The following is a 24901-nucleotide window of genomic DNA, read 5'->3' as shown; positions in this document are numbered from 1 at the left end:
ATGACTAAAATATGTCACCAACATTCTTGCATTGCGCTTGAAAAACGTTACAACACCTATCCTACTGAAATTGTAGAAATTGGCTACATTGACAGTAAACAACTATTAGGTGAGCTAGGAATTACCAGAATTCGTCACCAAGGAGAATTCTACCAATTACGCCAAACTAAAGCCGGCAAGCTGATACTAACTAAATAAAATAATAACTCAGCCAGCCACCCGGATCGCGTATCGGGGCAGCCAGCTATATCCATAACTCATAAAATATTATTATGGAGATTCGTCTGATGTCTCAATCTGCAAGATCAACACTTAAACTATCAGCATTAAGCTTAGCGATTATTAGTAGTATTTCGGCTGCTCATGCCGCAACAAAATCGCCTGATTCTGACAGTAATAAATCATCCCGCGATGCGATAACTGTTTATGCAACAGGTAATGAACGGGATAGTTTCGAAGCTCCCATGATGGTAACGGTGATAAACAGTAAATCACCACAAAGTCAGACCGCCGGTAATGCTAACGACCTTATCAGAAAAATACCTGGCATTAGCATAGCCGGTACAAACCGTGCTAATGGGCAAGATGTTAGTCTGCGCGGTTATGGTCCAAAAGGTGTTTTGACATTGATTGACGGTATTCGCCAAGGTACCGATACCGGTCATATCAATGGTACGTTCTTGGACCCGGCATTAATTAAACAAGTCGAAGTTGTACGCGGCCCTTCCGCCCTACTTTACGGCAGTGGCGCCTTAGGCGGTGTGATCGCTTATCAAACCGTTGATGCAGCAGACCTTTTGCAAACGGGTCAAGATCACGGATTCCGCGTTTTCGCCCGCGGAGCAACCGGTGACCATAGTATGGGCTTCGGTGGTGCGACTTTCGCAAAATCGGAATCCCTGGATGGGGTATTTGCTTTCAGTACCCGTGATTCAGGTAATATCCGCCACGGTGGTGGCGTAGTTGGCGATAATGATGAATTTATCAGTAACCTGATGGCGAAAGGCAGTTGGAAAATTGATGATAACCAGTCCCTGAGCAGCCAATTACGCTACTACCGTAATGAGGCTAATCAACCTAAAAATCCACAAACACTCACCGGAAAAAATAAAGATCCTAGCTCTTGGACCGACCGCACGACAACTCAACGTGACGCCCAACTTAGCTACCAAGTAAATCCAGCGGAATATGATTGGTTAAATGCCAAAACCGACCTCTATTATTCCGATATCACGATTGATGCCCGTACTAAGAAAAAGGGATTCGAAGGCCGTAAGCAGAAAACCTATGGCATAAAACTGGAAAACCGCTCCCGTTTGTGGACAGATAGCCCGCTGGCGCATCAATTTACCTACGGTGGTGAAACTTACAAACAGAAACAGACCCCAAACGGTAATACAGATAGCTTCCCTGACGCTGATATCCGCTTTTATTCCGGCTGGTTACAAGATGAGATGACGCTGCGCGACCTACCTGTCTCTATTATCGCCGGCACTCGCTATGACAACTATAAGGGAACGAATTCTAAAGATGAGGCTGTCAACGCAGATAAATGGTCTTCCAAAGGCGCCATCAGTATCACGCCAACTGACTGGTCGATGCTGTTTACCTCTTACGCTCAAGCCTTCCGTGCACCGACAATGGGAGAAATGTATAACGATTCTATGCACTATCCCGGAAACTTCTGGATTCCCAATCCAAATCTCCGCCCAGAAACTAATGAGACGTGGGAGTCTGGTTTTGGTTTACGTTTCGATAATCTCCTGGCAGATAATGACGAACTGAAATTCAAAGCGAGTTATTTTGATACTAAAGCTAAAGATTATATTAAGTCAGATGTCGTCAACCAAGGAAGGAATACAACATCTATCAATATATCTAGCGCCAAGATCTGGGGATGGGATGCTTCCATAAACTATGAATCTAATCTGTTCTCCTGGGAACTGGCTTACAACCGCACAGAAGGTAAAGATGAACAAAGCGGTGATTCTTTAGATAACCTTAGCCCAGATACTATCACCAGCATCTTGGATATCCCTATTGCACAGACCAGTTTCTCTGTCGGCTGGGTAGGTCAATTCACCAAGCATACTAATTTCAAAGGTAAAGATGCCAGAGGTAGAGATCCTAAACAACAAGCTGGCTACGGCATTAATGATTTCTACGTCAGCTATCAAGGTGAAGGAATGCTAAAAGGTGTGACTACCACGGCAGTTTTGGGCAATGCTTTTGATAAAGAATACTACTCGCCACAAGGAACACCTCAGGATGGCCGCAACGCCAAACTGTTAGTCAGTTACCAGTGGTAATTAAATAAATATATTTCAAGGAGTTAAACTGTGAATTCGTCACTTTATGAACGTTACTTGCAAGCCAAAGCTGATAATAAAGCCAAATATGCCCGTGACTTGGCTGCCTATCTGAATGTCAGCGAAGGTGAATTATTGCATAGCCGCGTTGGTATCGATGCCAAACGCCTTAACGTTGACGCCCCAACTTTACTGGAAGAGTTAGCTATTGTTGGTGAAACTAAAGCGATCACCCGCAACGATTTTGCTGTTCATGAACAGATTGGCCGGTATGAAAATACACGTTTCAGCAGCCATGCAGGGCTGGTCCTAAACCCTCGTGAACTCGACTTGCGGATATTCTTTGAACATTGGAGTAGTGTATTTTATCTGGTTGAACCCGCAAAAAATGGTATGCGCCACAGCATTCAATTTTTTGATCATCAGGGTGACGCACTGCATAAAGTTTATGCAACAAGTAATACTGATATGGCAGCCTGGGAGGCGCTGATCGAAAAATATCAGACAGAAGACAACCCTGCGTTGGTCATCAAACTTGTAGAAGAAACTGCCTATTCAACCGTGACAAATGAACTGAAAGTCCAGCTTGATGAAGAGTGGCGAGCAATGACTAACGTTCATCAATTCTTTACGTTACTTAAACGTCATAATCTGAACCGCCAGCAAGTTTTCAACGCGGTACAGAATGATCTGGCTTACAAGGTGGAAAATTCCGCGCTGAATGAGCTCATCAACACAGCTTATAACGATCAGAATGAAATCATGATTTTCGTTAGCAACCACGGCTGCGTACAAATTTTCACCGGACAACTGGAACGACTGATGCCATATCAGGAAGAAAACTCAGATCAGAAATGGATTAATATCTTTAACCGCAATTTCACACTACATTTAATAGAGAGTGCCATCGCTGAAAGTTGGGTAACTCGTAAACCAACAGAGGATGGTTTTGTCACTAGCCTTGAGCTATTTGACGCTAATGGCAACCAAATTGCTCAACTGTTTGGTCAGCGTACAGAAGGCACTCCTGAACAAACTCAGTGGCGTGAGCAAATAGCTGCTCTGCCAAAACTGCAATCAAAACAGGAAGAGTATATAGCATGAAACAATGGCTTCTGACATTTGCCCTTGCGGTATTATCGTTCAGTGCTTTTTCCACTGAACGGATCGTCACTATCGGTGGCGATGTATCTGAAATTGTTTTTGCACTTGGTGAAGGTGAAAAAGTTGTCGCCAGAGACAGCACCAGCCAGAAACCAACCGAATTGCTTACTTTACCCGATGTCGGCTATATGAGAATGCTCAACCCTGAAGGTATTCTCTCTATGAATCCGACACTGGTTCTAACCAGTGAGCTGGCAAAACCTTCACTGGCGCTTAAGCAACTCCAGGATTCTGGCGTAGAAGTTATTCAGATAACCGGAAAAGCAGCGTTAGAAGCCATTCCTGAAAAAATTAAGACCGTCGCTAAGGCGGTCAATCAGGCTGAACGTGGTGAACAACTGATTCAGCAATATCAAAAATCGCTGGCGGAAATACCGACAACGACATTGCCCACCCGTATTCTGTTTGTCATGAGTCACGGGGGTATCATGCCAATGGCCGCCGGGCAAAAAACCGCAGCGGATAAAATGATTCGCGCTGTTGGTGCCACTAATGCCATGCAAGGTTTCAACAATTATCGTCCACTTTCCCAAGAAGGTGTTATTGCCGGCGCGCCCGATCTGTTATTGGTGACGGAAGATGGCGTTAAATCAATGGGCGGTTTGGATAAAATCTGGCAATTGCCCGGATTGAAACATACCCCTGCCGGCCAGAAACAACAGGTTCTAATTGTAGATGATATGGGACTACTCGGTTTTGGCCTCGAAACCCCCTCAGTAATGAAACAACTCAGACAGGCGGCGGAGAAGACTCAATGAGCCGTATGAAGTCTCCGGGATTGGGTTTAGCGTTTCTTTGTTTGATATTATCCGGCTTGGCTATCGGCTCTGCCAATATTGGCGCATTATCATTATCTTTCAAGACATTATGGGAATCTTCCATTAGTGATCCCCAGTGGCAAATCTGGCTTAATATCAGATTACCAAGGGTGCTATTAGCCATACTAGTTGGCTGTGCTTTAGCGGCTTCTGGTGCTGTAATGCAAGGATTATTTCGCAATCCACTGGCTGATCCTGGCCTGCTAGGTATCAGCAGTGGAGCCGCACTAATGGTCGCAATGGCAATTGTTCTACCCGTTAGCCTGCCATCGGTAATTGCTGTATACGGACATATTATCGCCGCTTTTATTGGCAGCCTGCTAATTTCATTACTGATTTTTTCACTCAATAAATATAACTACGGAAATCTGGCCCGCTTATTATTGGCTGGGATTGCTATTAATGCTCTTTGTATGTCCGCTATTGGCGTCCTGAGCTATATCAGTGACGATCAACAGCTACGGCAATTCTCCTTATGGATGATGGGTTCACTCAGCCAGATAGAGTGGCCGACATTGGCAATTACCGCTTCTTTAATTATTCCCGCCACCATCCTAACTTTCAGCCAAGCCCGTAAACTGAATTTGCTGCAATTAGGCGATGAAGAAGCCCACTACCTTGGTATAAATGTCCAACGCACTAAATTCCAGTTATTACTACTCAGCGCCCTGCTTATTGGCAGCTCTGTCGCGTTAAGTGGTGTTATTGGATTTATCGGGCTAGTTGTCCCACATTTAATCAGAATGCGATTTGGCGGTGATCATAATTGGCTGCTTCCCGGTGCTGCGTTAGGCGGAGCTTCTCTTCTGCTTACCGCGGATACACTGGCAAGAACATTGGTCTCCCCGGCAGAAATACCCGTTGGCCTCATTACTGGTTTAATCGGCGGTCCATATTTTCTATGGTTGATACTCAAACAACCGGGGAGCCGCACATAATGGATGTCATAAAAAATAATATTTCTCTGCAAGCAGAGAATTTAAGCTATTCAATTGGCAACCAGAAAATAATTGATAATGTTTCTCTCTCGGTAAATAAAGGCGAGATTGTCGCCATCATTGGGCCAAATGGCGCGGGGAAATCCACATTATTGCGACTATTAACCGGATATATAAAACCTGAACATGGACAATGTTATTTACATGGAATACCCATTGAGCAATGGCCGGCTGAACAATTAGCCCGCACGCGTGCTGTCATGCGTCAACATAACTCACTCTCCTTCCCTTTCAGTGTGGAAGAAGTGGTCGCTATGGGGCGTTCTCCTCATGGTATCCATCATAAACAGACAGCGATTGATACTGTTATTGAACAAACGGATTGCCAAGAGTTACGTCATCGTGACTACCGGCAACTCTCGGGTGGCGAACAGCAAAGAGTACAACTCGCTCGCGTCCTGGCTCAACTTTGGTATCCAACACCAATAGAGTGTTGTTTGTTTCTTGACGAACCGACATCAGCCTTGGATCTCTACCACCAACAACATACTTTGCGTCTACTTTACCGACTGACGCGGGAACAACCTATGGCTATGTGCTGCGTTCTACACGACTTGAATCTTGCCGCTCTCTATGCAGACAAAATCTTTCTGTTACATAAAGGGAAGCTTGTCGCTGCGGGTACACCAGAAGAGGTACTAAATGATCATACTCTGAGAAAATGGTACCAAGCAGATCTTGGTATTACCCGCCATCCTGAAACTCAGCAACCTCAGATTTATTTGAGACAATAGCGGCAAAATCTGACAGGCAAATTAGTTCCGCCACTTTGCCTGTCTTACTTTCATCTACGAGTTTTTATTGCATCAGGCAGATACCAAAAAGTTGCAATCAAACACAAGCAATAACCCAGAAGTTCACACCCTTCCTCAACCATGTTTTTTACTGTTCGATCAAAATTTTCGAGCATCAAACCTTGCCATAATTCTCCCATACCAAACAAACGGGAAAAAACGAGCACACACAAAATACCCGCAACCATCATGCCGTAACTTTGATGGCGGGTAAAATGAACAAGACCAACCAACGTATCCCTGCCTTTATAAGCAGCGTAAAAAATACAAATTAGCGCTAACGGAATAGCAATCCACGCCCAGGCGCCATGAAATATTTCATCGAAAATAGCATCCAGCTCTCTTATCAATAAACAAGCAAAAAAACCTGATATCAAGACTAATGCGGGACGTAATTGACAATTCTTCTTTGCTTCTAATAGAAATACAGCAGAAATAACAAACAGTATACTTTCCTGAGAAATTTCAGTTACTGAGTTTTCCTTTACCGCATTCTGCAAATAGATAACATCAACAAAGAGTAAGCTTATAACTATAGTTAAAATCAGAGCATAAAGAACAAAAAATGCCAACTTTTTCGTTAAAAAAGTCAAGTCCGATTGCATTACAACCTCCATTAAATTAAATGACCAACGATGATACTGTTTTAAATAAATTAGTGAAGATCATTTGATGCTAATTATTATTAAAACAAAGGAAATTTGCACAAATGATAATAATTATCAATTATAAATAGCACTTTTTGCCTATAGATATCCCGGATTTATTTTAAAATACACACATTAGTAACCATCGTTATTATCCTTATAAGAATAACTAACTAAATCTAATGATTTAGCAACTAGCCCACCATTAGTGGGAGGTGAAAATGTCAGAAAATGTAGTAAATGATATTGTCAGATGGCTCGAAACTCAGCTCGAACGTAACGAAGGTATAAAAATAGCGACCATTGCTGACAAAAGCGGTTATTCAAAGTGGCATCTACAAAGAGTGTTTAAAGAAGTGAAAGGCTATACCTTGGGTGAATATGTTCGCAAACGGCGTTTACATGAAGCAGCGAGATCTCTACGTGAAGAAAACTTACCAATCCTTGATATCGCCTTACAGTATGGATTCAGTTCTCAGGCAACATTCACTCGGATCTTTAAAAAACACTTTAATACCACACCTGCCAGATTCAGAGAAAATGGCAATCTACCTGAATTAATGTATTTCTTAGATCATAAGCAATAACCGAGCCTATAATAACCTTATTGATAGTATTTTCTAATGGTCAATATTTTATTGACCATTTAATTTTTATGCTATCTGAATTCATTAACGTCCTAATTGTTCAAAAAACCAAATAAGGATTTTTCAGATAACTATTGGCTAACCCCGAGTTATTTCCTAGAAATTGACAACAAATTTCCATAAGTCTTCCAGAAAAATCACCATATATACCAGCATAAATGATTTCAGGAAATAACTCTATTAAATAACAATAAAATTCATTAGGATTTATTAACTAACTGAGAATAAATTAATTAGTATAATTTTAAAATAAAAATATCTTCATCCAACCATAAATACAAGCTTTTACTGCCAGCAAGCAGATAAAAAACATAAAAATACTATCTTATTCATTTCTAGCCAATATAGATTAAAGAAATCTACTAATTTGTTTATAAAATAGTATTAATTAAAGTGACTTTTTAATAGCACTTAATAACCCAGTAGAAGAAAACTGAAAAAAATATATATCAGGTATTTATAAGTGTCTTTTTCCTCAAGCTCGATGTATGTTCAGTTATTAAAAAGTAAAAACCCTAAAGATTAAACCTCAGGGTTTTTATTTAAAATTAATTCCAATTCACTATTTAATACCTTTAACGTAAATAATAGAGAATACTATGCTCTATAGAAATTCTCACTCCGATAATTCCTAATTTTTACTGTCCTTTATTATCCTCCAGTTTTACCACCAGTTCCACCGCCAGTTCCGCCGCCTGTTCCACCACCTGTTCCGCCGCCTGTTCCGCCACCTGTTCCGCCACCTGTTCCGCCGCCTGTTCCACCGCCTGTTCCGCCACCAGTTCCACCGCCAGATCCCTTATCCTCCTTAATTAATACACCATTGATATATCCATGTTTATTATATTCATATCCGGTAGTTCTAATAGTGACTTTCTTTGAATTAAGATGTGCAAGAATCAAAGCTATTAAACCACCACTCCCTTGATAACCACCATCAGAATTATCCAAAAGAAAATCCCGTGAAGCACCTTTATCATCAACAATTATTACATGAACATTGTTTCTGGCTATCTCTGGAGCAATTTGAATGGAAGACACAGTTACATCAGAAATCGTTACATTAGGTGCAACTATATTATTAGAATTGTTTTGATCAATCATAATATATTATTCCTTATAAGGTTGAATTCACACCAAGTTATAAATATAGAAAATCATATCACACAAAAAAACTCTACTAATTTACTGAACATCCATATTCAACCATCATAATCCATAAACTTATAAAAAATAAAAAAACTTTACAACTTTAAAAATAGTGTAGAACCAATAATACGTCAATAAAAGACCAAAACTAAAAAAAATAAACATTCAACATTAATTTATAATAACAAATTAAATTACCGTATATTTTTTATTTTAATTTAGATCTAACATAGTTCATATATCGTGCTATTTACATTAAACATACAGTAAAGAAAAAACCCTCCTAATAATAGTGGTCGGTAATTATATGATCAACAGAAAATTCAAGTTAAAAAAATATAACAGATAGATAACCAAAAATTCATATAGTTATAGCAATAGAGCAAGATATTTCGTATTGAAATCAGATCAGCCATCAAAAATCACAATAGCCCATTGAACAACAATTACCACATCAGGAAAAATGTCAAAACACAAAATGAGCCAGATATCTCTAATGGATAATCCGACTCACTATTCACTACTTGATAGTAAATTCAACTGACCATGTGTAAGTCGCAATATTAATAGAAGTGATGATTACATTATAAATAGCACCTCCACTCAGCGTTGCTACTTTATTCTATGCAAGATACTACCGTTTAAATATATCATAGGCATGATAACCCTCATTGTTATTAATATATTATTTACTCTTTTTTCATAAAAATAACTCTAACTATTGATTAAACTTTTAATTAATAAATCAAACTCCGATGGATTATTATCTAACAGCCACTGCATAGCTGACTCATGATCAACGAACGGTTTATCCTGAGATAATTTAAAACGACCTTCAATGTATTCCGGTACAACTTTCAGTCCCAGAATTCCAGATAAATTCTTAGCTACGCGAGGATCTTCCTTATTTGATCGGAAAGAATCTTTGCCAGTCGCCAAACGCTCACTGGTTTCTAGCAAAATATTTAAATTCATCGAAGATTCTACAATAATATCAATACTGGCATCCATATGTACTGCGGTATAATTCCACGTAGGCAACTGCTTATTCTTATAAGCCTCAGGAGGGATATAACTGGATGGTCCCATGAATACAATATGCGCATCAAATGAAACAAGATCATTAACCATAGGATTACGACGATCTGTATGCCCGAATAACATCTTATCAACACTTTGGAATAAAGGAATATGGCTGGTCATGAAACCATTGCTCATGTAACGCGTTATTAACGCCAGAGGATATGCATCAATAAATCGCCCTAATAACTCTACATTTTTGCAAATGAATTCATGATAATGAAACGGGAATGTTTTCATAATATTAATTATCCTCTAAATTTATTTAATTAATTTCAACGTCTATTTGAATAATATTTTCACTCTTAATACTATATATTTTACTCTCAATAGATAATTCAACCATTTCTAGCACAAAATATTAGGCACATTTCTTATACTCATCTGGTTCGAGATAAATGTTGACTTAATGAATCGATAATTGTTTTAGAACGCAATGCAAGCAAACTAAATGAACCAGCATCACCCATACCATGAGTCGATTCACACAATCCATTTAAATAAATAGGAGTAAAATCTCCCTTCGTCAAATATCGTACCCTGTAATCTCTTCCTATAGACAATATATCTCCCTGATTGATCAGTAATTTCTTAATAGGTAATAATAATTCAGGACAAAGCTCCTGGCGTTCTCCAGTGCCTAAATCAAGGAATCCAGTAGCAAGTACAACTAAATCAAAACACTCTTCAAATTCATTACTATTAATAAAATTTCGACTTTTTAGCAATATACCATTTGAAATACTCCGGCAATCAACTATTTCATTGCAAGTTAATATCTGCATTGAATTTTTATGTAACAGTTTATTTTCATACTGTTTAATATACAATTGATTCAAAACATCAATATCTGCCGACGAATAATTCGTGTGTACCAATTCTCGACGAAGGCGAGCCTTATTCTCCGGCGTAGCTTCATAGAATGTATCAACAAACGCAGGGAAATAAACTTCATCAGAGAAAGGACTTGTGTCTTTCTGCCGAAATCCAAAATTCCGGGTGATTCCAACGAGTCTTTTAATATCATTTTGGGTACTGGCATGTAATAGAATTTCTACTGCGCTTTGACTGCCGCCAATAACCGCAACGCTTAAAGAATTACTGTATTTCCTAGCCTGATCTAATGAAGGTAAATAATGGTTAAGATGAACAACACGCGTATCTTTCAATTGATTAAAAGGTTCAGGTATGAAAGGAGTACGGCCGGGAGCAAGGACAATACTTCTCGCTCTATAGATATCTCCTTTAACGGTATTGACACAATAATGATTTATATATTTATTTTGGCTATCCAGAACAGGAAAAATCTCTGTCGCCTCACAATCGTAATCAACCTGATCATTGAAAAAATTCGCCGCCCAACTTATATATTGCGCATATTCTAAACGCAAAGGATAATGTAAAGGTAAATTAAGGTGCTGATATAATCGGTCAGTTTCATAAAGGAAATTGGTGAACGAATAATGACTTTTGGGATTTCTTGGCGTAACCAAATCACGCAGCGGATGATTTTGAATATCAGATCCTGGCAACATCATTCCCGGCTGCCAACATGCGCTTTGTTGACGTTCAATAAACCGGACTGAAAAATGCGGGGCTAATTCCTCTAAAGCAATAGATAAAGCAATATTAGCAGGCCCAAATCCAATACCCAAGATATCATAAATTGACGAAGAGTTTTTCATAATCTCCCCTTAAATTATTTTGCTTCACGATGGCTGATAATTATAGTTTGAGCAAACAATAGAAAATGCTTTTCTTAAACGTTCTACAATATTGTTTACATCTTGAGGAGTAATGATCAAAGGAGGCAACATCCTCAAAACAGCACTTTGCCGCCCTCCACTCTCGATAATTAAGCCTGCGTCAAAACAACTCTTTTTTATCATTTGAGCTAATTTTCCATTAGCTAGAGGATGCCCAAGCGCATCAGGAGGAGAGTCTAAATCAATCAATTCTAAACCCAACATCAGCCCCCGACCACGAACATCGCCAATAACAGGATAATCATCTTGTAATTCAAGCAATCTATTTTTCAGGAGATTACCTGTATAGTTAATTTGATCGAGAAGATTTTCTCGCTGGATAAAATCTAAGGTAGCAGCGCCACTGACTAAAGCAATCTGATTACCCCGAAATGTACCGGCATGCGCACCCGGCAACCACTGATCATATATGTCTCGATAGAGAAGCACTGCAAGCGGATATCCTCCCCCTATCGCTTTAGAAAGAATAATCGCATCAGGCGTAATATCAGCAAATTCATAAGCAAACATATCACCCGTACGCCCAATTCCTGTCTGTACTTCATCAATAACCAGAGGAACATCATGTCGCGCGGTTATTTCCCGAATCTGATGTAACCAATTAGCACTCGCCGGAATACAGCCACCTTCACCCTGAATAACTTCAACCAACACCATTGCAGGTTTGGTTATACCACTTTCTGGATCACTAAGGAGATTTTCCAGGCTTACAAGACTCAAGCGTTCCGTTTCGCTGACACTGGTATTTGCACCAAAGGGGCTACGGAAAGTATATGGATAAGGTAGAAACTGAACTTCAGCAGAAAGCCCTGTCACAGATCTCTTTGGCGTCAAATTACCCATCAAAGAAAGTGCGCCATGAGTCATACCGTGGTAAGCCCCCTGAAATACAATAATAGAACGCCGTCCGGTAGCTGTTTTAAATAATTTTAGCGCTGCTTCTATCGCATCAGTCCCCGTTGGACCACAGAATTGTATTTTTGCCTGACGTGCAAAGCTTTGAGGCAATATTTGATAAAGCTGTTCAACAAAGTTAATTTTCGCAGGGGTTACTATATCCAAAGCCTGCTGTAATTGACCCGATTCCAAAAACTCAATAACTTTTTGCTTTACAAAAGGATGATTATGTCCAAGTGGTAAAGCGCCGGCACAAGCTAAACAATCAATATATTCTTTATTTTCACTGTCATATACATAAGACAATTTCCCTTTACTTAATACCTTGTCTATATTTCGCGAATAAGTACGCGCGTTAGATTCGCGATCGACAAGTCGATACAACCTAAAATCATTATTCATTCTAATACCTTTTTTAAATAGGAAATTAAAAATCAGATTCTCTTGTTTCTGAGAGAATGACTTCACGTGCTTTAAGCCCCAATATTTTTAACCATCGGCGGTATTCCAACCCCATTCGATCACTACTGAGATGCATTTCTTGCCGTGGATCAAGCGGCAATCTTACTGGTCGTTGAGATTCAACAATAATTCTGTCTTGTTCAAATACAGTATTTTGTCTGGAAAGTATCTGCTCCAATGTGAGATCATGACCAAAATTAATTGCAACAATCAGCCATATAATACATTCATCTTCATCAACTGGGGTCGCATTGAAGAAAGTACAAAAACGCTCAATATCCCCGGTCTTTTTCTCAAAATAAGCCGTAGTAGGATTGAGTACTGAGTAGCAATAACGTGCAGTAACCGGTATTCCCCGATGGTCGCCATAAGGTTGAAATACGCTAATTTCAGAAGAGTGAAGCCCACAATCATCTTGATTAACAGTATATTTCTTTATCTCCTCTGGAGCATCAGGCAAGCCGTTAAGATTGGCATGAACAAAAGGAAAATGCGAGGCATCTATAAAGTTTTCCAATGACCTTAACGCATTAGCTTTATAATAATAAGGACCTGCAACCACTTTCCTGAAATTGGGTTTATCCCATTCAGGGAAGAAAGGAATAGGACGCAATGGTTCTAACAGGCTTACCCATATAAAACCATATTTTTCTTCTGCATAGTGACAGAAAATCAATCTCTTTGACGAAGGTGGGATATTATTCGGATGCGCAGGTGTAAAAGTACAGTTCCCTTTAGCATCATATCGCCATCCATGATATGGGCACTCAATATTCCCATTTTTAATACAACCTAATGATAGTTTAGCGCCCCGATGTCCACAATAATCTTTCCATGCATATATTTTATTCTCACTATCTCGCCAAAGCACCAATTCTTCACCTAATAAACGAATCGCTTTTGGTCGATTATTATTGACCTCCTTAGAATCTGCAACAACATGCCATTGATTATTTAAAGCACAATAATCAAGCTCCTCTCTATTCCATTTTCCTGAGTACAACATCGTAACCTCCACTATTAATATATACCCGTTATCTTTCAAGCTGCCTCTTTGTTGGCTGCACTCACTCACCCCGGTCACATAGTTATCTATGCTCCCGGGGATTCGCTCCCTTGCCGTCGCGATGCAACTTGAAATCCATAGGCTATAATAGGAGTTTAAATAGTGTAATAATGCTGATAGAAATACGATTTAAATAATATGACTATAATGTTTCTATGTTATTAGGATCAAAGCGCCAACCGTTATCTACCCAACCACTCAAATCATAGTCAGATAAACATTGACTCACTAAATCATTACATTGATCCATTATTCCAGTAGCTTCACAATGTTTCAGCATATCAAGGCGAATTTGTTCATGATTACCGGCATAATTATGTTCATATAGTTCATGACGCCCGGCGAACTCACTGCCTAATGCATCCCAAAGAAGTTTAATCAGTTTCTGGCGTTCAATAGCGGATTGGTCAGTACCCTGATAATAGCAATCAATCAGTGGCCTAATCTCCGTATTTTCAATATCCAACCAACTTGAAACTTGCATAATAGGCGAGCCTCCCAAGATCGTGTTGAATATAGGTTTTAACTGTGACATGACTTGAGTGCTGAAATATCTCACCGTTGTGGCGGCATCCAATTTAGGTATTACAGAACCGTCATCTCTTTTTTCGGGATTTTGACAAAGGTTGTCTGTTAACGACCACATTAGGTTGCGTATAGCCACAATATCAGCCAAATGGCTCCTCACTCCTCTGAATTGATCTGAACCATTGGATTTCAAAACATTAGCAAATAGCCCACACATCAGATCCATTTTAACGGCCAATCTTGTACCTGACTGCAAAGGGTAACGATTAAGAAAACCAGATACTGAATAGAAATTTCGTGCTCTCTCTATATCTCGATAAATCAATACATTTTCCCACGGAACAAAAACATCATTGAAAATCAAGACAGAATCATTTTCGTCAAAACGACTCGATAAAGGATTATCAAACGGGCTTAATGCCGCCAACTCATAAGATTTTCTACATATTATTTTTAGATTAGGAGAATTCATTGGCACTATAAAACATAGAGCAAAATCCTCTTCCCTGCCCTTCTCATAATAAGCGGCACTGTTTTGTGCAACAAAGGTAGCATTTGAAATTGCCGCACTCGTCGCAACCATTTTTACCCCTTTGACAATGATTCCCGCATCAGTTTCCTTTTCGACATGCAAATAAATATCTCGCATATCTGAAACATTCTTAGCCCTGCCAACAGGGGGATTAACTAATACGTGGTTAAGAAATAGTACCTTCCGCGCACTTTTACGATACCAGGATAGAGCGTTATCACTAAACGAACCATATATTTCAGGAGTTGAACGCAACGTAGCCGTAAACCCTGCTTTATAATCTGGTGTTCTTCCCATAAATCCATAGGTTAATTTTGCCCAATGTGCTATGGCATCTCGTGCTTTTAATAAATCCTTAGCGGACTTGGACGGCATGAAATACCGATGCGTTCGATAGCCGTCAGGATCAATATCGGTTAATATCTCCTGAGAATCTGAATTATGTAACGCGTCATAGAGTCTAGATATCGAATAAGCACTATTGCGGAACGCCTTATGTGTCGTAACATTACGCACTTTTTGCCCATATATTAATACATCACGCCCATCATCTAAGCTACTAAGATATTCTTCACCGGTCATCATTTCATTCTTATCAACACTTGCCATACTATTACTCCTTATAACTCTCTATCTTGAGTATTAATAAAAATATTTAACTATTAACATCACACCAGAAACTAATACCACAATATTAACCAGTTTCAAGAATTGCTCACGCGACATTCTCAACGTAATATACCGACCAAATGTAATACCAACTAACATGCCAGGAGCAAGTACCAACACCAACAAAATCAAATCAGTATCGAAATATACGCCCGCTAAACCAAAAATTACTACTCGCGTTAATGTACTGAGACCAATAAGCGTTGTTTGAGTGATACGCATAGCCTCTTTATTTTCAATCCGCCCGCTTAGATAAATCGCATATAGAAAACCACCGCTACCAAATAATGCACTGAATACGCCGCCAATTAATCCGAAAGGGAACGAAGCAGTCGATGAAAAATTCCGATTTGGCTTTAATCCACTCAAAGAGTAAACAGAATACAGAACAACAAATACACCTAAGGCAAGCAATAGTATTTCAGGTTTAGTTTTAAGTAATATCGCCGCACCAATAAGGCTACCGAAAATCATCAATGGAACAAGGCGTTTTAATTCTTTCCAATCGGCTTTACGTCCGTCACGACTAACATTAACGATCGCGGCAAACATATCTAGTAGTGCCAGCAAGGGAACAATTTTAGCCACGGGAATATATAACGCTAGTACTGGGCTGGCAATTAAGGCCGTACCAAAACCAGCAATTCCAAATATAATGTAAGCAATCAACAGAGCACCGACTATTACGGCATAATTTGAGTAAGTTAAAGCATCCAACATTTTTTTCTTAGCCTATTTTATGAGTAGTTAATGAGATCATATTCACGCTATAGAATAGCCCAAACCATATTGTTTCAATTGACTAAGGCGGCTGCGTGTACGCGAAATATCTGCCAGTTCAACGCCATCAAACATTTTATCATCCAGTGGGCGACAACCGATCAAAAAGAGCTGACAACGTTGGTCATAAAGCACATCGACCACATTAATAAAACGTTGTTGAGCAGCGCTGGAAACCCGACCTAATTCAGGAACATCCTCAATAATCCAACATTGATAGCGTTCACTTAAAGCAAGGTAGTCCATTACCGCTGTCGGACTGATGCACAGATCCTGGAAAGTCACATGAATTGTGCCATTGGCAGCAGATAATACAGACAATATACGGTAACCAACTTTTAGATCTATAGTCGACATAAGATGTTCTGGCAAAGACAGCTCAATACGTTGTTCTTCATTCCCAGGCCAAACATAAGCACCTTGGCAAAAAGGATCGACATCATTGCCAGCCAGACATCGATAATCAATTTCTCCCTCCATCGAAACTATCTTCATATTTTTCACAATCAACTGAATAGCAGGTAAAAACCGCTCGTGATAAAGGGGGTTTGCCAGTAAATCATTAGGAGGATAATTTGAAGTTGTTATTAAGACTATACCGCGCTGAAAGATAAAATTTAAAAGCCGACTAATCAGCATTGCGTCTCCAATATCATGCAAATGAAATTCATCGAAACACAATAATTGACAGTTCTGTAGCTGAGTATGTAAAGTTGCTTCCATTGAATCCTTCTTTTCTACTTGAAGGTTCATTAATTGATGAAGCTCACGAAAGAAATGGTGGAAATGGACTCTGCGTTTATTTTTTATAGGCGCCGCCTCGAAAAAAGCATCTAGTATGAAACTCTTCCCTCTTCCTACCGGACCCCAAATATAAATTCCCTTTACACAGGGACGTTTAAACCAAGAGCGACTAAGTATTGTATTAATTAAACATACCATATTCTCGACGACAGATATTTGATATTTATCAAGCGTGTATTTATACAATTGAGCTTTTTTTTGAATAGCTTGTTGTAACTCAATGCCCTTCGCTCGCTTTTCCATATACAAACCAGCCCTTAGTGTTTAATTTGTTAAAAATAAAAACTAATAAAATAGCAGTCCATTTTTAGAAAATTTCTCCCTAAAATAAATAAACACCAACAAAAGGAACTGCACAATACCCTAAAGTTGTTTTTATGATTTTTATGATTCCTATCACATATGTATCACATAGGAATGATAATGTTATACCACTATATTCTTTGACACATTTTTCAATAAATTCACAGGCTTTTGACAATAGTAACAAGCTCTTTTTAAGGATCTTGTTATCATCAATTATGCAACAGAAAGATTAATTAACTGAAAAAATATGATCTCACTCTCAATAAACCAAGTGAAAAATATGATGAGCCAGATTATTCCATAAAGTATCTGGCTCGCCTCTGCTACTTCATCGTGAATTCAACCGACCATGCGTAGGTCGCAATATTCGTAGAAGTGATGGTTGCATTACAAACAGCGCCTCCACTCGGTGTTGCTCCTTTATTCCATTTTGGAATTTTAACGCCATTAACATATCCGTTCACAAAAGTGGTCATAAATTCGCAGGTTTTAACCCCTATCTTATATCTCACCATCGCATAGTTTACGTCCGGTGAAAGCGGGCTTTGAACCTGATAAATATTGACTCCTCCCGGCGCTACGTTTGAACTAGGTTTAGGTGTCGCATTGACATAGGTACCGGATTCATTATTAGTAATGATGGTATAAACAGCATCCGCGCTACCAGACGCACCAAGATGCTTAAATGTCACTGTTACCGGCGGGCCTGCATAAGCGATACCTGCGGCAGTTAGGGAAGCAGTTGCAAACAGGGCCAACAACGATTTACGTACTAACATGTTAGATACTCTCCTTTATGTTGTTTGGAATGGCTTACTGCGCTTTAATACAACTTTCTTTTCTATAATTTATTTTTTCGTACAATATACACCCAACTCCATAAAGCAAATTTTCACTTTATGTCCCTATTAATATAGACCACTTTGCAAAACTTATTTAAAAGAGTAAGAGGTTCTCCGTCATAAAATTGACAAATACTCTGACCTTAAGGAATTAATAACGGCTTGATAGTTAAAAAAACCGTAATTAGTTAAGAAAACCGTAATTTGATAACGGAAAACATTCACAATCCGCCAATAGTCTGCTATTTAGCAAAGCCAAAGCGCACTGCCTTTAAGCAGCACGCTTGTTTTAATTATTACTTTCTATAAGTCAGGTTTATTTACGTTTTCTTTCGTACCAAAACGCGGCCAAGCCCAATCCCATTAACGCCTCCATACCCATAGTAAGCCCTATCATTCTGGCCGGAGCGGAAGCGGCAATTCTGCCGAGCATATCCAGAAACAGAGTACCGCCTACACTTGGTCCACTCCCTATCATCGAAGCGGCGGTCCCTCCCCCCATTCGCGTACCTGTCAGCATAAAATGGCTTTCCATTGCCACACCTGAGCGGCTTGTCACAGGACCTAATAATTCCATGGAAACGCTACCGAGCACTCTCTCTTGTACAACATACCTTCCCCCCATTCTGCCAATTCTGGGCGCATTCGAACTAACCGACCTCATCGCCGCCGTCCCCGCCCCTGGCGCAAATCCTGCGCCCATAGTCGCACACATGCCCACTACACCAAGGCCAAACGCGACCCAACTGAATGTTTCCGCAAGTTCAGGATTAGTATCCATAATTGCGCCGGCAGCAATGGCAAATCCGCCAGAAGCAACAGTTGCGGCACCACCGACAGCCAATAAACCCGCGGCGATAGTCATACCGGCGGCAGCCATTGCGGCCAATCCCGCACCGAGTGTCACAACACCAACGACAACAGAGATAATCCCAAAAACAATCCCAAATATCCCCGCCCAAGAGATATGACCTTGTGGATCACGGCAGTTAATTGGGTCGATATATGCATAACTATTTGGCCCACCGTCACCAAAAGGACTCCAACTATCAGGTGTTGTAAAACGGAACAGGCAAGGGCTGTATTGCCGTTCTCCCAAATGATAGACACCGCTAATATCATCAACCATCTGTCCGGTAAATCCGATCATCATTGGTGTAGCGGAAGAACCAAACGGGCTATAGCTGAGTAAGCCGCTTTTCCCTTCCTTATTCAACGTTAACACTGGTGAGTTCATGCTATCTGCACCAATGAGCAATACATCGTCTCGCTGCTTATTATCTTTCAGGCCAGAGGTAATAACACCGGTAATCTGCTCTGAAACACGCGACACCCGAGTTTTGAGTTCCCCAGTCAGCTCATTACTCAACAACGGATAATTGGCATTCTGTTGATAATACCATTCTCTACGGGTTTCAAGCTTACTGCGGGATACCAGTTTACCTTGAGGATCATAATGATAGAGATAAATGTCTTCCCCGGCTTTTAATGTTTTTAACCGATTAAGCGCATCATAAGTCAGAGTTTGACCTTGTTCGTTCTTCGTCATACAACCATTCGCATCGTACTCCAATGTGATCAACACAGGATAATCTTTATGAGTGTGCCTAACTTCCGTCAATTGGCAGGGATCATGAGGACTTGAATAGATAAAACGGGCTTCATCCTGTTCATTATCAAATTGAGTCACGCACTGCGTAATATTGCCTAACGCGTCATAATTCAACGTCAACTTGGAAATAGGTTTTCCATAGCCATCAAGGGGTAATTCATCGCCGGTACAATTATATTCCACCAACATATTGAGTGAATTATATTTGAAAGTTTCATCGCGCAGTGTGATTGTGCCATTACATATCATACGTGATGCCAACTGGTCGTTTTTATGCCAACGTTGTGTGATGGTAAGCGTCTTATCAGACTGCCCTGACGGGGTTATCGTGCGGGAAATTTCACGACCGAACATATCATACCCCAATTCCATCACTAATTTAGTCTGATCGCGCTTATTTAATATATTTTGGCGCACTAATCGATCGAAAGCCGCATATTCCATCTCAGCTTCGATATCAGCATCAACGACTTTAATAAGTTGCCCTTGTAAATTATAGAAATGTTTCTGTTTCTTACCAGTAATATCATTACATTCAATACACTTACCACCTATTGAAAATATTTGAGACAAGGATTGCTCAACACCTTCCGTAATAGGGGTAATGTTTTCCCCGGTAATATTTCCAAGACCATCATAAGTTAATTGGCTAATATAACCACTTTGATCCCTATAACGTTTAAGCTGACCGGTTGTTTTGTCATAATCAAATTGGTGGTCAATATTACCACCTTTAATTGATTTAATCACATCACCAAGCTCATGGATATTTTGATATTGCAATATCGTTCCATCCGGTTTGATCATTGTATCTGGAATTGGGGATGAATCTTTATAAGTATATTTCTGAATACGACCACCATTATTTACCTCAATCAAACGCTCCAGAGAGTCAAATTTTTGACTACCAGGAATAAATGTTTTATTCGCATTGGTGATACTAATTTTTGTGACAAGTTCCTTATCTGTATGGGGAGCATATTGTTTATTAATTTTCACACCATTCGGTTGTATAACCTCTATTACACGGTGGTAGATATCATAAATAAAATCTGTTTTGTTTCCTATTTCATCAGTCAAAGAAGTAAGCTTATTACCAGATCCATATTGATGTTCTGTAGCAGAATATAATGTTGGTGATAGAATTAATTTCCTGACAATCTCATCTTCATCCTCAATTTCATCATCTTCAATCTTAAGTTTAAAAGCGTGACTCTTGTTTTTTTCATCCTTAACCTCAGAATCCAATGTATATCGGTTATTCTTAATCACATTGCCATGACTATCGAAAGTTTCTTCAGTAAACCACGCAATATCTTTCCCTGATTTCAGCATAATAGCCGGTATACAAAGTCTTGATTCATCATCCTTGTTATTCTCTTGTATTTGGTAATTATAATTAAGAGAGTCAAAACTAGTAGAGTCATAACGGACAAATGATGATCTCTGATATTTTTTCAACAACGATAGAATATAATCTCCGGTCACTTCATGTTTATCATCAATATTAATTGAGTCAATATAAATAGTTTTCCGTGTTTTCTTGACCTCATTGATGAAAGTATACGTTATATCGAACTGTTGATCATGACGTCTATGTAAATTGAAATAACAGAATGGTGAAATATAATAGGTTATGTAAATATCCTCAGTGACAATAATATCCCCTGATTTTACGTCTGGTAATAAATCAAATCTCTTTTCAACCGTAACAAGGAAATTTTCATCATATTGTTTATCACATACCAACAGCCACTTATTCTGACCTTTATCTGGGGAAGATTTCCATATCTGTACCTCTCGATTAAATACATCATGACCAGTCAGAACTTTCACACCTTGTGCATTAGTATGCATGATATATCCTGCAAATCTGGCATTATCGACTTTCTCTTTAAAAACCGTAGTATAATCATCATTTATAATAATTCCATGATCGTAGCTTTCTGTTGTACTAAATTCCTTTTTAGGATTATTTTTGATCTTTTTCAGTCTTGATAACGCATCCCATTCATATTCAGATATATTTTCATATTTATCTTTTTCACTTAACGTTAAACCCGTCTGAATAGAAATCACTTTTTCAGTCATAGAGCTTTTTCCATCATGCCCGGTAAACGTCATCACTGCTTTAAGGTTACCCTCATAAAATTAATATTTATATAATATTGTATTTATTTTTGCATCTTTATTAACTAAATTATCAATTTCAGAGGAAGATTTAACATTGCCCAATAACAGCTTATTATTAATCAAATAATCAATTGATTTTTCCAATTTTCCATGATTAAAATGAGAAGGATTATTGATATAAGACGCTCGATTAATTTCGTATGTGACTACACCAGATTTATCATCTGTATGTTGCATCAACATACAAGCCATTAAATCACAATTGCCAAGATTAACAGGAGAGCCTTTCTTCTCTTTCACCGGAAAGCTCTCATATATATATTTCTTTATGTACGTTTTCTCACTACTTTTATTAGAGGAGGGGATATGCTTCTCCGTCTCCAAAAGCAGCGTTTTTCCTTTAAAATAGCTGTAATTATCAATACTACCATCAGGATGCTCTTTCTTTATAATTCGCCCCTCATTATCATATTCAAATCGGGTTGTTAATATTGAGACAGTATCAATAGTATTATTTTCTATCGACTTCAATGTTATTCCAGTTTCTATTATCTCTATTTTTCCTAGTTTCACTTTCTTATTTACGTCACTATTTCCTATATTTTTCAATGAATTACTATTATCTTTATACTCAAAATAGACTGCTTTTTCTTCTTTCTTTAAAGAGAAAAATTCTGGTTGCTCTGAAAACGGTTTATCTTTAATTGCCCGATATTTACTGATACTGGCCTTAATAACACCTGGATTATTAAGATAAGTTTCTATATTATTCCCGCGTCTAGCCATAGGATCATAATATTGCATCGAATCTCTATTATTTTTTATATTGTCATCATAGGAACCAATAATATCACAATTAAACTCTTCAAGATAAAGAGCGTTGTAAATATAAATTGTTTTATTATATAAACGTGAATAATTATGTTTCTGCTTTTGAACCGTAGTGATATATATAGGGGAACCAAATAGAGAACCCATTGGGGAACCATAAGAGACAATATTATCATTTTTATCATCATAATATGAATTATGACTCACTTCATAACTATAATATGTACAAATAGCTTCACTTCTTCCCGTTCCGTCTGCAATCTTATGAAAACAGACTTTAAAGCTATTACGACCATCGTCTTCATATGAAACGGTTTCTATCTTATTTAGCGGAGAAACAATTTCTGTAAGATAAGCTGTTTTTTCCGAATTCTTATTTGACAATTCAGTATAGGATAATTTCCATTTTAATGGAGTACTGAATGAAGCATTTTCTATTCCAGTCAGGAGACTATTATTTATAGTCAGATTAAATTCCTTCTTTTCATTACTATCAGGGAAAACTAGCAGGGACACTTTTTCATTTGAATAGGAAATAGTGACCAATGATTTCTTTATCTCTTGCGTGTCGGTATATCTGTTTATACCGATTAATTTGACTTCTTTACCCTCTTTATGCCAATTAAATTCCAATATTTCTCCTAAAGGAGAGCTAAGAAATACGCAGGGTTTATTATCACTAAAATCACTTATTTTAAGTAATTCAATCATCCCGGTGTTACGATAAGTGACTTTGTAGAATTTATCTATTTTCTCAAACAATACATCACCAATACCTCCTTCTAATATCAGAGCACCTTTTTTTTCAATCACATGAAATAATCTACCATCAGTCAGAGAAAGCAGTTTTTTGTCTTCATTATAGACTGTCACTGGGATTCTCCATCCTTTTCCTAATCCGACATTTTTCTGATTTAATGGCGAATAGAGAAGTCGAATATCAAATTGAGGTTCTATGAGGCTTGAGAGGCATATATTTGAAGAAAAAGTCCCGGTGCGATTATCGACTCCACTCTCAATATAACTATGGAAATTTACCTTACCGCTATGTGTTCTTGTGGACATAATTATAAATCCTTAATATTAATGATAATATATTTACCCGGAGTATATGGATAAATCTCCGCATATACCCTTACTAAAACAAGAGTTCTAGGTATTTCGTACAACGCCATTTATCTGGCAGAGAATAATAAGAAGACGAATATTTATGTAAATAAAACCTCACAATCTGAATGAAAAAATTCAATTCAAATACAGATATTATTTAATTAAACAGACATAATATTCGTCAAGAATTAATTAACGGGTTAATGAGAGAGTCACTATAATTAATAATCAATAATAATCACTATTTTGAATGTACATCAATCATCGTCGCATTATAAATTCCGCAGGTTTTATCGATAATTTGAACCTTCTGTTGATAATAAGTCCCTGAACGACTTGGAGCAACTTCAATGATAACTTGATCTGGCCCTTTGTTATTCCAGTTATATCCGATATTTCCACTAGGTACCGTAGAGCCGCTGGCATCGAGTTTAATCTTATCCCCCGGTTTTTCCTGAATTACCTTAACATCTATATGGATTTTTTTCGGAGTAGCATATTTCCCTATCTGCCGCACAATTTCTCTCTTTTCTCTCTCAGAATCGCCATCAACTGATTCCATCTCTTTCATCAATCGATCAAATTGAATTTGATTCGAGACGGTCCAACAAGCTGGATCATGAGAAGTTGGGATATTATTTTCAGGCAAACCAAATGCGTATGCATGTCCAGATAGATGAATCAAAGCGACGAATGAAATAACCGATAGCGAATGACGAATAATACTCATAATGTCTACCTCAAAGTTTCATTATTTAATTAATGTTTTGAATAGCTATATATTCATGTTTGCTGTTAGAAAAAGTCTATGCCAATTAATATCTAATTAAAGTAATATATTCTCATCAGCGCAAATATGAAATTTGATCTATATCAAAAAATTAAGAAAGTATTATCGAGAGCACATTTTGTCTACCAAGAAACAACAAAACATATCCAGCACCGCAGACCATCGTC

At 38.4% G+C, this 24901-nt stretch carries 20 protein-coding genes; 7 read left to right on the top strand and 13 right to left on the bottom strand.

The genetic code is table 11. The features are described from left to right. From hemP to Phpb_RS17675, 6 genes are all read left to right on the top strand, one after another. Window positions 1-198: a hemin uptake protein HemP gene (gene hemP / locus Phpb_RS17700; RefSeq protein WP_065391489.1), complete on the top strand. Its 198-nt coding sequence runs from the start codon at window positions 1-3 to the stop codon at window positions 196-198. 89 nt (window positions 199-287) lie between these two features. After that, window positions 288-2309 (top strand): TonB-dependent hemoglobin/transferrin/lactoferrin family receptor, encoded by a 2022-nt coding sequence (locus Phpb_RS17695; RefSeq protein WP_065391488.1) that lies wholly within the window; start codon window positions 288-290, stop codon window positions 2307-2309. Between the two features lie 30 nt (window positions 2310-2339). After that, on the top strand, window positions 2340-3413 hold the full coding sequence (locus tag Phpb_RS17690; RefSeq protein ID WP_065391487.1) for a hemin-degrading factor: 1074 nt from the start codon (window positions 2340-2342) through the stop codon (window positions 3411-3413). Continuing rightward, window positions 3410-4231, top strand: coding sequence for a heme/hemin ABC transporter substrate-binding protein (locus Phpb_RS17685; protein WP_065391486.1), 822 nt, complete (start codon window positions 3410-3412; stop codon window positions 4229-4231). The genes Phpb_RS17690 and Phpb_RS17685 overlap by 4 nt, the downstream gene beginning before the upstream one ends. Next, on the top strand, window positions 4228-5229 hold the full coding sequence (locus tag Phpb_RS17680) for a FecCD family ABC transporter permease (RefSeq protein ID WP_065391485.1): 1002 nt from the start codon (window positions 4228-4230) through the stop codon (window positions 5227-5229). Before Phpb_RS17685 ends, Phpb_RS17680 begins: the two co-directional genes overlap by 4 nt. After that, window positions 5229-6023, top strand: coding sequence for a heme ABC transporter ATP-binding protein (locus tag Phpb_RS17675; protein ID WP_065391484.1), 795 nt, complete (start codon window positions 5229-5231; stop codon window positions 6021-6023). Before Phpb_RS17680 ends, Phpb_RS17675 begins: the two co-directional genes overlap by 1 nt. A gap of 50 nt (window positions 6024-6073) precedes the next feature. On the opposite strand, the gene Phpb_RS17670 is transcribed toward Phpb_RS17675, so the two are convergent. Beyond that, window positions 6074-6688: a hypothetical protein gene (locus Phpb_RS17670; RefSeq protein ID WP_065391483.1), complete on the bottom strand. Its 615-nt coding sequence runs from the start codon at window positions 6686-6688 to the stop codon at window positions 6074-6076. Window positions 6689-6951: 263 nt separating this feature from the next. Here Phpb_RS17670 and Phpb_RS17665 point away from each other — a divergent pair, with 263 nt between their 5' ends. Further along, window positions 6952-7317, top strand: coding sequence for a helix-turn-helix domain-containing protein (locus tag Phpb_RS17665; RefSeq protein WP_036775906.1), 366 nt, complete (start codon window positions 6952-6954; stop codon window positions 7315-7317). Window positions 7318-8028: 711 nt separating this feature from the next. Here Phpb_RS17665 and Phpb_RS26375 read toward each other — a convergent pair. The 12 genes from Phpb_RS26375 to Phpb_RS17605 form a co-directional block, all read right to left on the bottom strand. After that, window positions 8029-8481 carry a hypothetical protein gene (locus tag Phpb_RS26375; RefSeq protein ID WP_065391482.1) on the bottom strand — a complete coding sequence of 151 codons (453 nt, stop codon included), beginning with the start codon at window positions 8479-8481 and terminating at the stop codon, window positions 8029-8031. Between the two features lie 759 nt (window positions 8482-9240). Then, on the bottom strand, window positions 9241-9846 hold the full coding sequence (locus Phpb_RS17655; RefSeq protein ID WP_065391481.1) for an FMN-binding negative transcriptional regulator: 606 nt from the start codon (window positions 9844-9846) through the stop codon (window positions 9241-9243). Window positions 9847-9986: 140 nt separating this feature from the next. Continuing rightward, entirely contained in the window at window positions 9987-11291 is a 1305-nt protein-coding gene (locus Phpb_RS17650) for a SidA/IucD/PvdA family monooxygenase (RefSeq protein WP_065391480.1), read from the bottom strand. A 24-nt stretch (window positions 11292-11315) separates the two neighbouring features. Then, window positions 11316-12671 (bottom strand): diaminobutyrate--2-oxoglutarate transaminase family protein, encoded by a 1356-nt coding sequence (locus Phpb_RS17645; protein WP_065391479.1) that lies wholly within the window; start codon window positions 12669-12671, stop codon window positions 11316-11318. A gap of 25 nt (window positions 12672-12696) precedes the next feature. Further along, window positions 12697-13737 (bottom strand): aromatic ring-hydroxylating dioxygenase subunit alpha, encoded by a 1041-nt coding sequence (locus Phpb_RS17640; protein ID WP_065391478.1) that lies wholly within the window; start codon window positions 13735-13737, stop codon window positions 12697-12699. Between the two features lie 202 nt (window positions 13738-13939). Further along, window positions 13940-15466 carry a 4-hydroxyphenylacetate 3-hydroxylase family protein gene (locus tag Phpb_RS17635; protein WP_065391477.1) on the bottom strand — a complete coding sequence of 509 codons (1527 nt, stop codon included), beginning with the start codon at window positions 15464-15466 and terminating at the stop codon, window positions 13940-13942. Between the two features lie 33 nt (window positions 15467-15499). Continuing rightward, window positions 15500-16246 carry a sulfite exporter TauE/SafE family protein gene (locus Phpb_RS17630; protein WP_036775912.1) on the bottom strand — a complete coding sequence of 249 codons (747 nt, stop codon included), beginning with the start codon at window positions 16244-16246 and terminating at the stop codon, window positions 15500-15502. 42 nt (window positions 16247-16288) lie between these two features. Beyond that, complete coding sequence (zapE, locus tag Phpb_RS17625) at window positions 16289-17353, bottom strand: cell division protein ZapE (RefSeq protein ID WP_065391476.1); 1065 nt, start codon at window positions 17351-17353, stop codon at window positions 16289-16291. Between the two features lie 386 nt (window positions 17354-17739). After that, window positions 17740-18195 (bottom strand): hypothetical protein, encoded by a 456-nt coding sequence (locus Phpb_RS17620; RefSeq protein ID WP_065391475.1) that lies wholly within the window; start codon window positions 18193-18195, stop codon window positions 17740-17742. 379 nt (window positions 18196-18574) lie between these two features. Further along, window positions 18575-21961 carry an RHS repeat-associated core domain-containing protein gene (locus Phpb_RS17615; protein WP_065391474.1) on the bottom strand — a complete coding sequence of 1129 codons (3387 nt, stop codon included), beginning with the start codon at window positions 21959-21961 and terminating at the stop codon, window positions 18575-18577. 60 nt (window positions 21962-22021) lie between these two features. Beyond that, window positions 22022-23899 carry a hypothetical protein gene (locus tag Phpb_RS17610; protein ID WP_131817525.1) on the bottom strand — a complete coding sequence of 626 codons (1878 nt, stop codon included), beginning with the start codon at window positions 23897-23899 and terminating at the stop codon, window positions 22022-22024. A gap of 286 nt (window positions 23900-24185) precedes the next feature. Next, window positions 24186-24674, bottom strand: coding sequence for a hypothetical protein (locus tag Phpb_RS17605; protein ID WP_065391472.1), 489 nt, complete (start codon window positions 24672-24674; stop codon window positions 24186-24188). Window positions 24675-24901: the final 227 nt, after the last annotated feature.

Origin of the sequence: Photorhabdus namnaonensis (genome assembly GCF_001684335.1) — a bacterium.
GTDB classification, from domain to species: Bacteria; Pseudomonadota; Gammaproteobacteria; order Enterobacterales; family Enterobacteriaceae; genus Photorhabdus; species Photorhabdus namnaonensis.
This window is presented reverse-complemented; position numbering and strand designations above follow the sequence as displayed.

What these genes read in the sequence shown, in the direction of transcription:
- hemP (WP_065391489.1), top strand. Translation starts at nt 1, where the DNA reads ATGACTAAAATATGTCACCAACATTCTTGCATTGCGCTTGAAAAACGT.
- Phpb_RS17695 (WP_065391488.1), top strand. Translation starts at nt 288, where the DNA reads ATGTCTCAATCTGCAAGATCAACACTTAAACTATCAGCATTAAGCTTA.
- Phpb_RS17685 (WP_065391486.1), top strand. Translation starts at nt 3,410, where the DNA reads ATGAAACAATGGCTTCTGACATTTGCCCTTGCGGTATTATCGTTCAGT.
- Phpb_RS17680 (WP_065391485.1), top strand. Translation starts at nt 4,228, where the DNA reads ATGAGCCGTATGAAGTCTCCGGGATTGGGTTTAGCGTTTCTTTGTTTG.
- Phpb_RS17675 (WP_065391484.1), top strand. Translation starts at nt 5,229, where the DNA reads ATGGATGTCATAAAAAATAATATTTCTCTGCAAGCAGAGAATTTAAGC.
- Phpb_RS17670 (WP_065391483.1), bottom strand. Translation starts at nt 6,688, where the DNA reads ATGCAATCGGACTTGACTTTTTTAACGAAAAAGTTGGCATTTTTTGTT.
- Phpb_RS17665 (WP_036775906.1), top strand. Translation starts at nt 6,952, where the DNA reads ATGTCAGAAAATGTAGTAAATGATATTGTCAGATGGCTCGAAACTCAG.
- Phpb_RS26375 (WP_065391482.1), bottom strand. Translation starts at nt 8,481, where the DNA reads ATGATTGATCAAAACAATTCTAATAATATAGTTGCACCTAATGTAACG.
- Phpb_RS17655 (WP_065391481.1), bottom strand. Translation starts at nt 9,846, where the DNA reads ATGAAAACATTCCCGTTTCATTATCATGAATTCATTTGCAAAAATGTA.
- Phpb_RS17650 (WP_065391480.1), bottom strand. Translation starts at nt 11,291, where the DNA reads ATGAAAAACTCTTCGTCAATTTATGATATCTTGGGTATTGGATTTGGG.
- Phpb_RS17645 (WP_065391479.1), bottom strand. Translation starts at nt 12,671, where the DNA reads ATGAATAATGATTTTAGGTTGTATCGACTTGTCGATCGCGAATCTAAC.
- Phpb_RS17640 (WP_065391478.1), bottom strand. Translation starts at nt 13,737, where the DNA reads ATGTTGTACTCAGGAAAATGGAATAGAGAGGAGCTTGATTATTGTGCT.
- Phpb_RS17635 (WP_065391477.1), bottom strand. Translation starts at nt 15,466, where the DNA reads ATGGCAAGTGTTGATAAGAATGAAATGATGACCGGTGAAGAATATCTT.
- Phpb_RS17630 (WP_036775912.1), bottom strand. Translation starts at nt 16,246, where the DNA reads ATGTTGGATGCTTTAACTTACTCAAATTATGCCGTAATAGTCGGTGCT.
- zapE (WP_065391476.1), bottom strand. Translation starts at nt 17,353, where the DNA reads ATGGAAAAGCGAGCGAAGGGCATTGAGTTACAACAAGCTATTCAAAAA.
- Phpb_RS17620 (WP_065391475.1), bottom strand. Translation starts at nt 18,195, where the DNA reads ATGTTAGTACGTAAATCGTTGTTGGCCCTGTTTGCAACTGCTTCCCTA.
- Phpb_RS17615 (WP_065391474.1), bottom strand. Translation starts at nt 21,961, where the DNA reads ATGACTGAAAAAGTGATTTCTATTCAGACGGGTTTAACGTTAAGTGAA.
- Phpb_RS17610 (WP_131817525.1), bottom strand. Translation starts at nt 23,899, where the DNA reads ATGTCCACAAGAACACATAGCGGTAAGGTAAATTTCCATAGTTATATT.
- Phpb_RS17605 (WP_065391472.1), bottom strand. Translation starts at nt 24,674, where the DNA reads ATGAGTATTATTCGTCATTCGCTATCGGTTATTTCATTCGTCGCTTTG.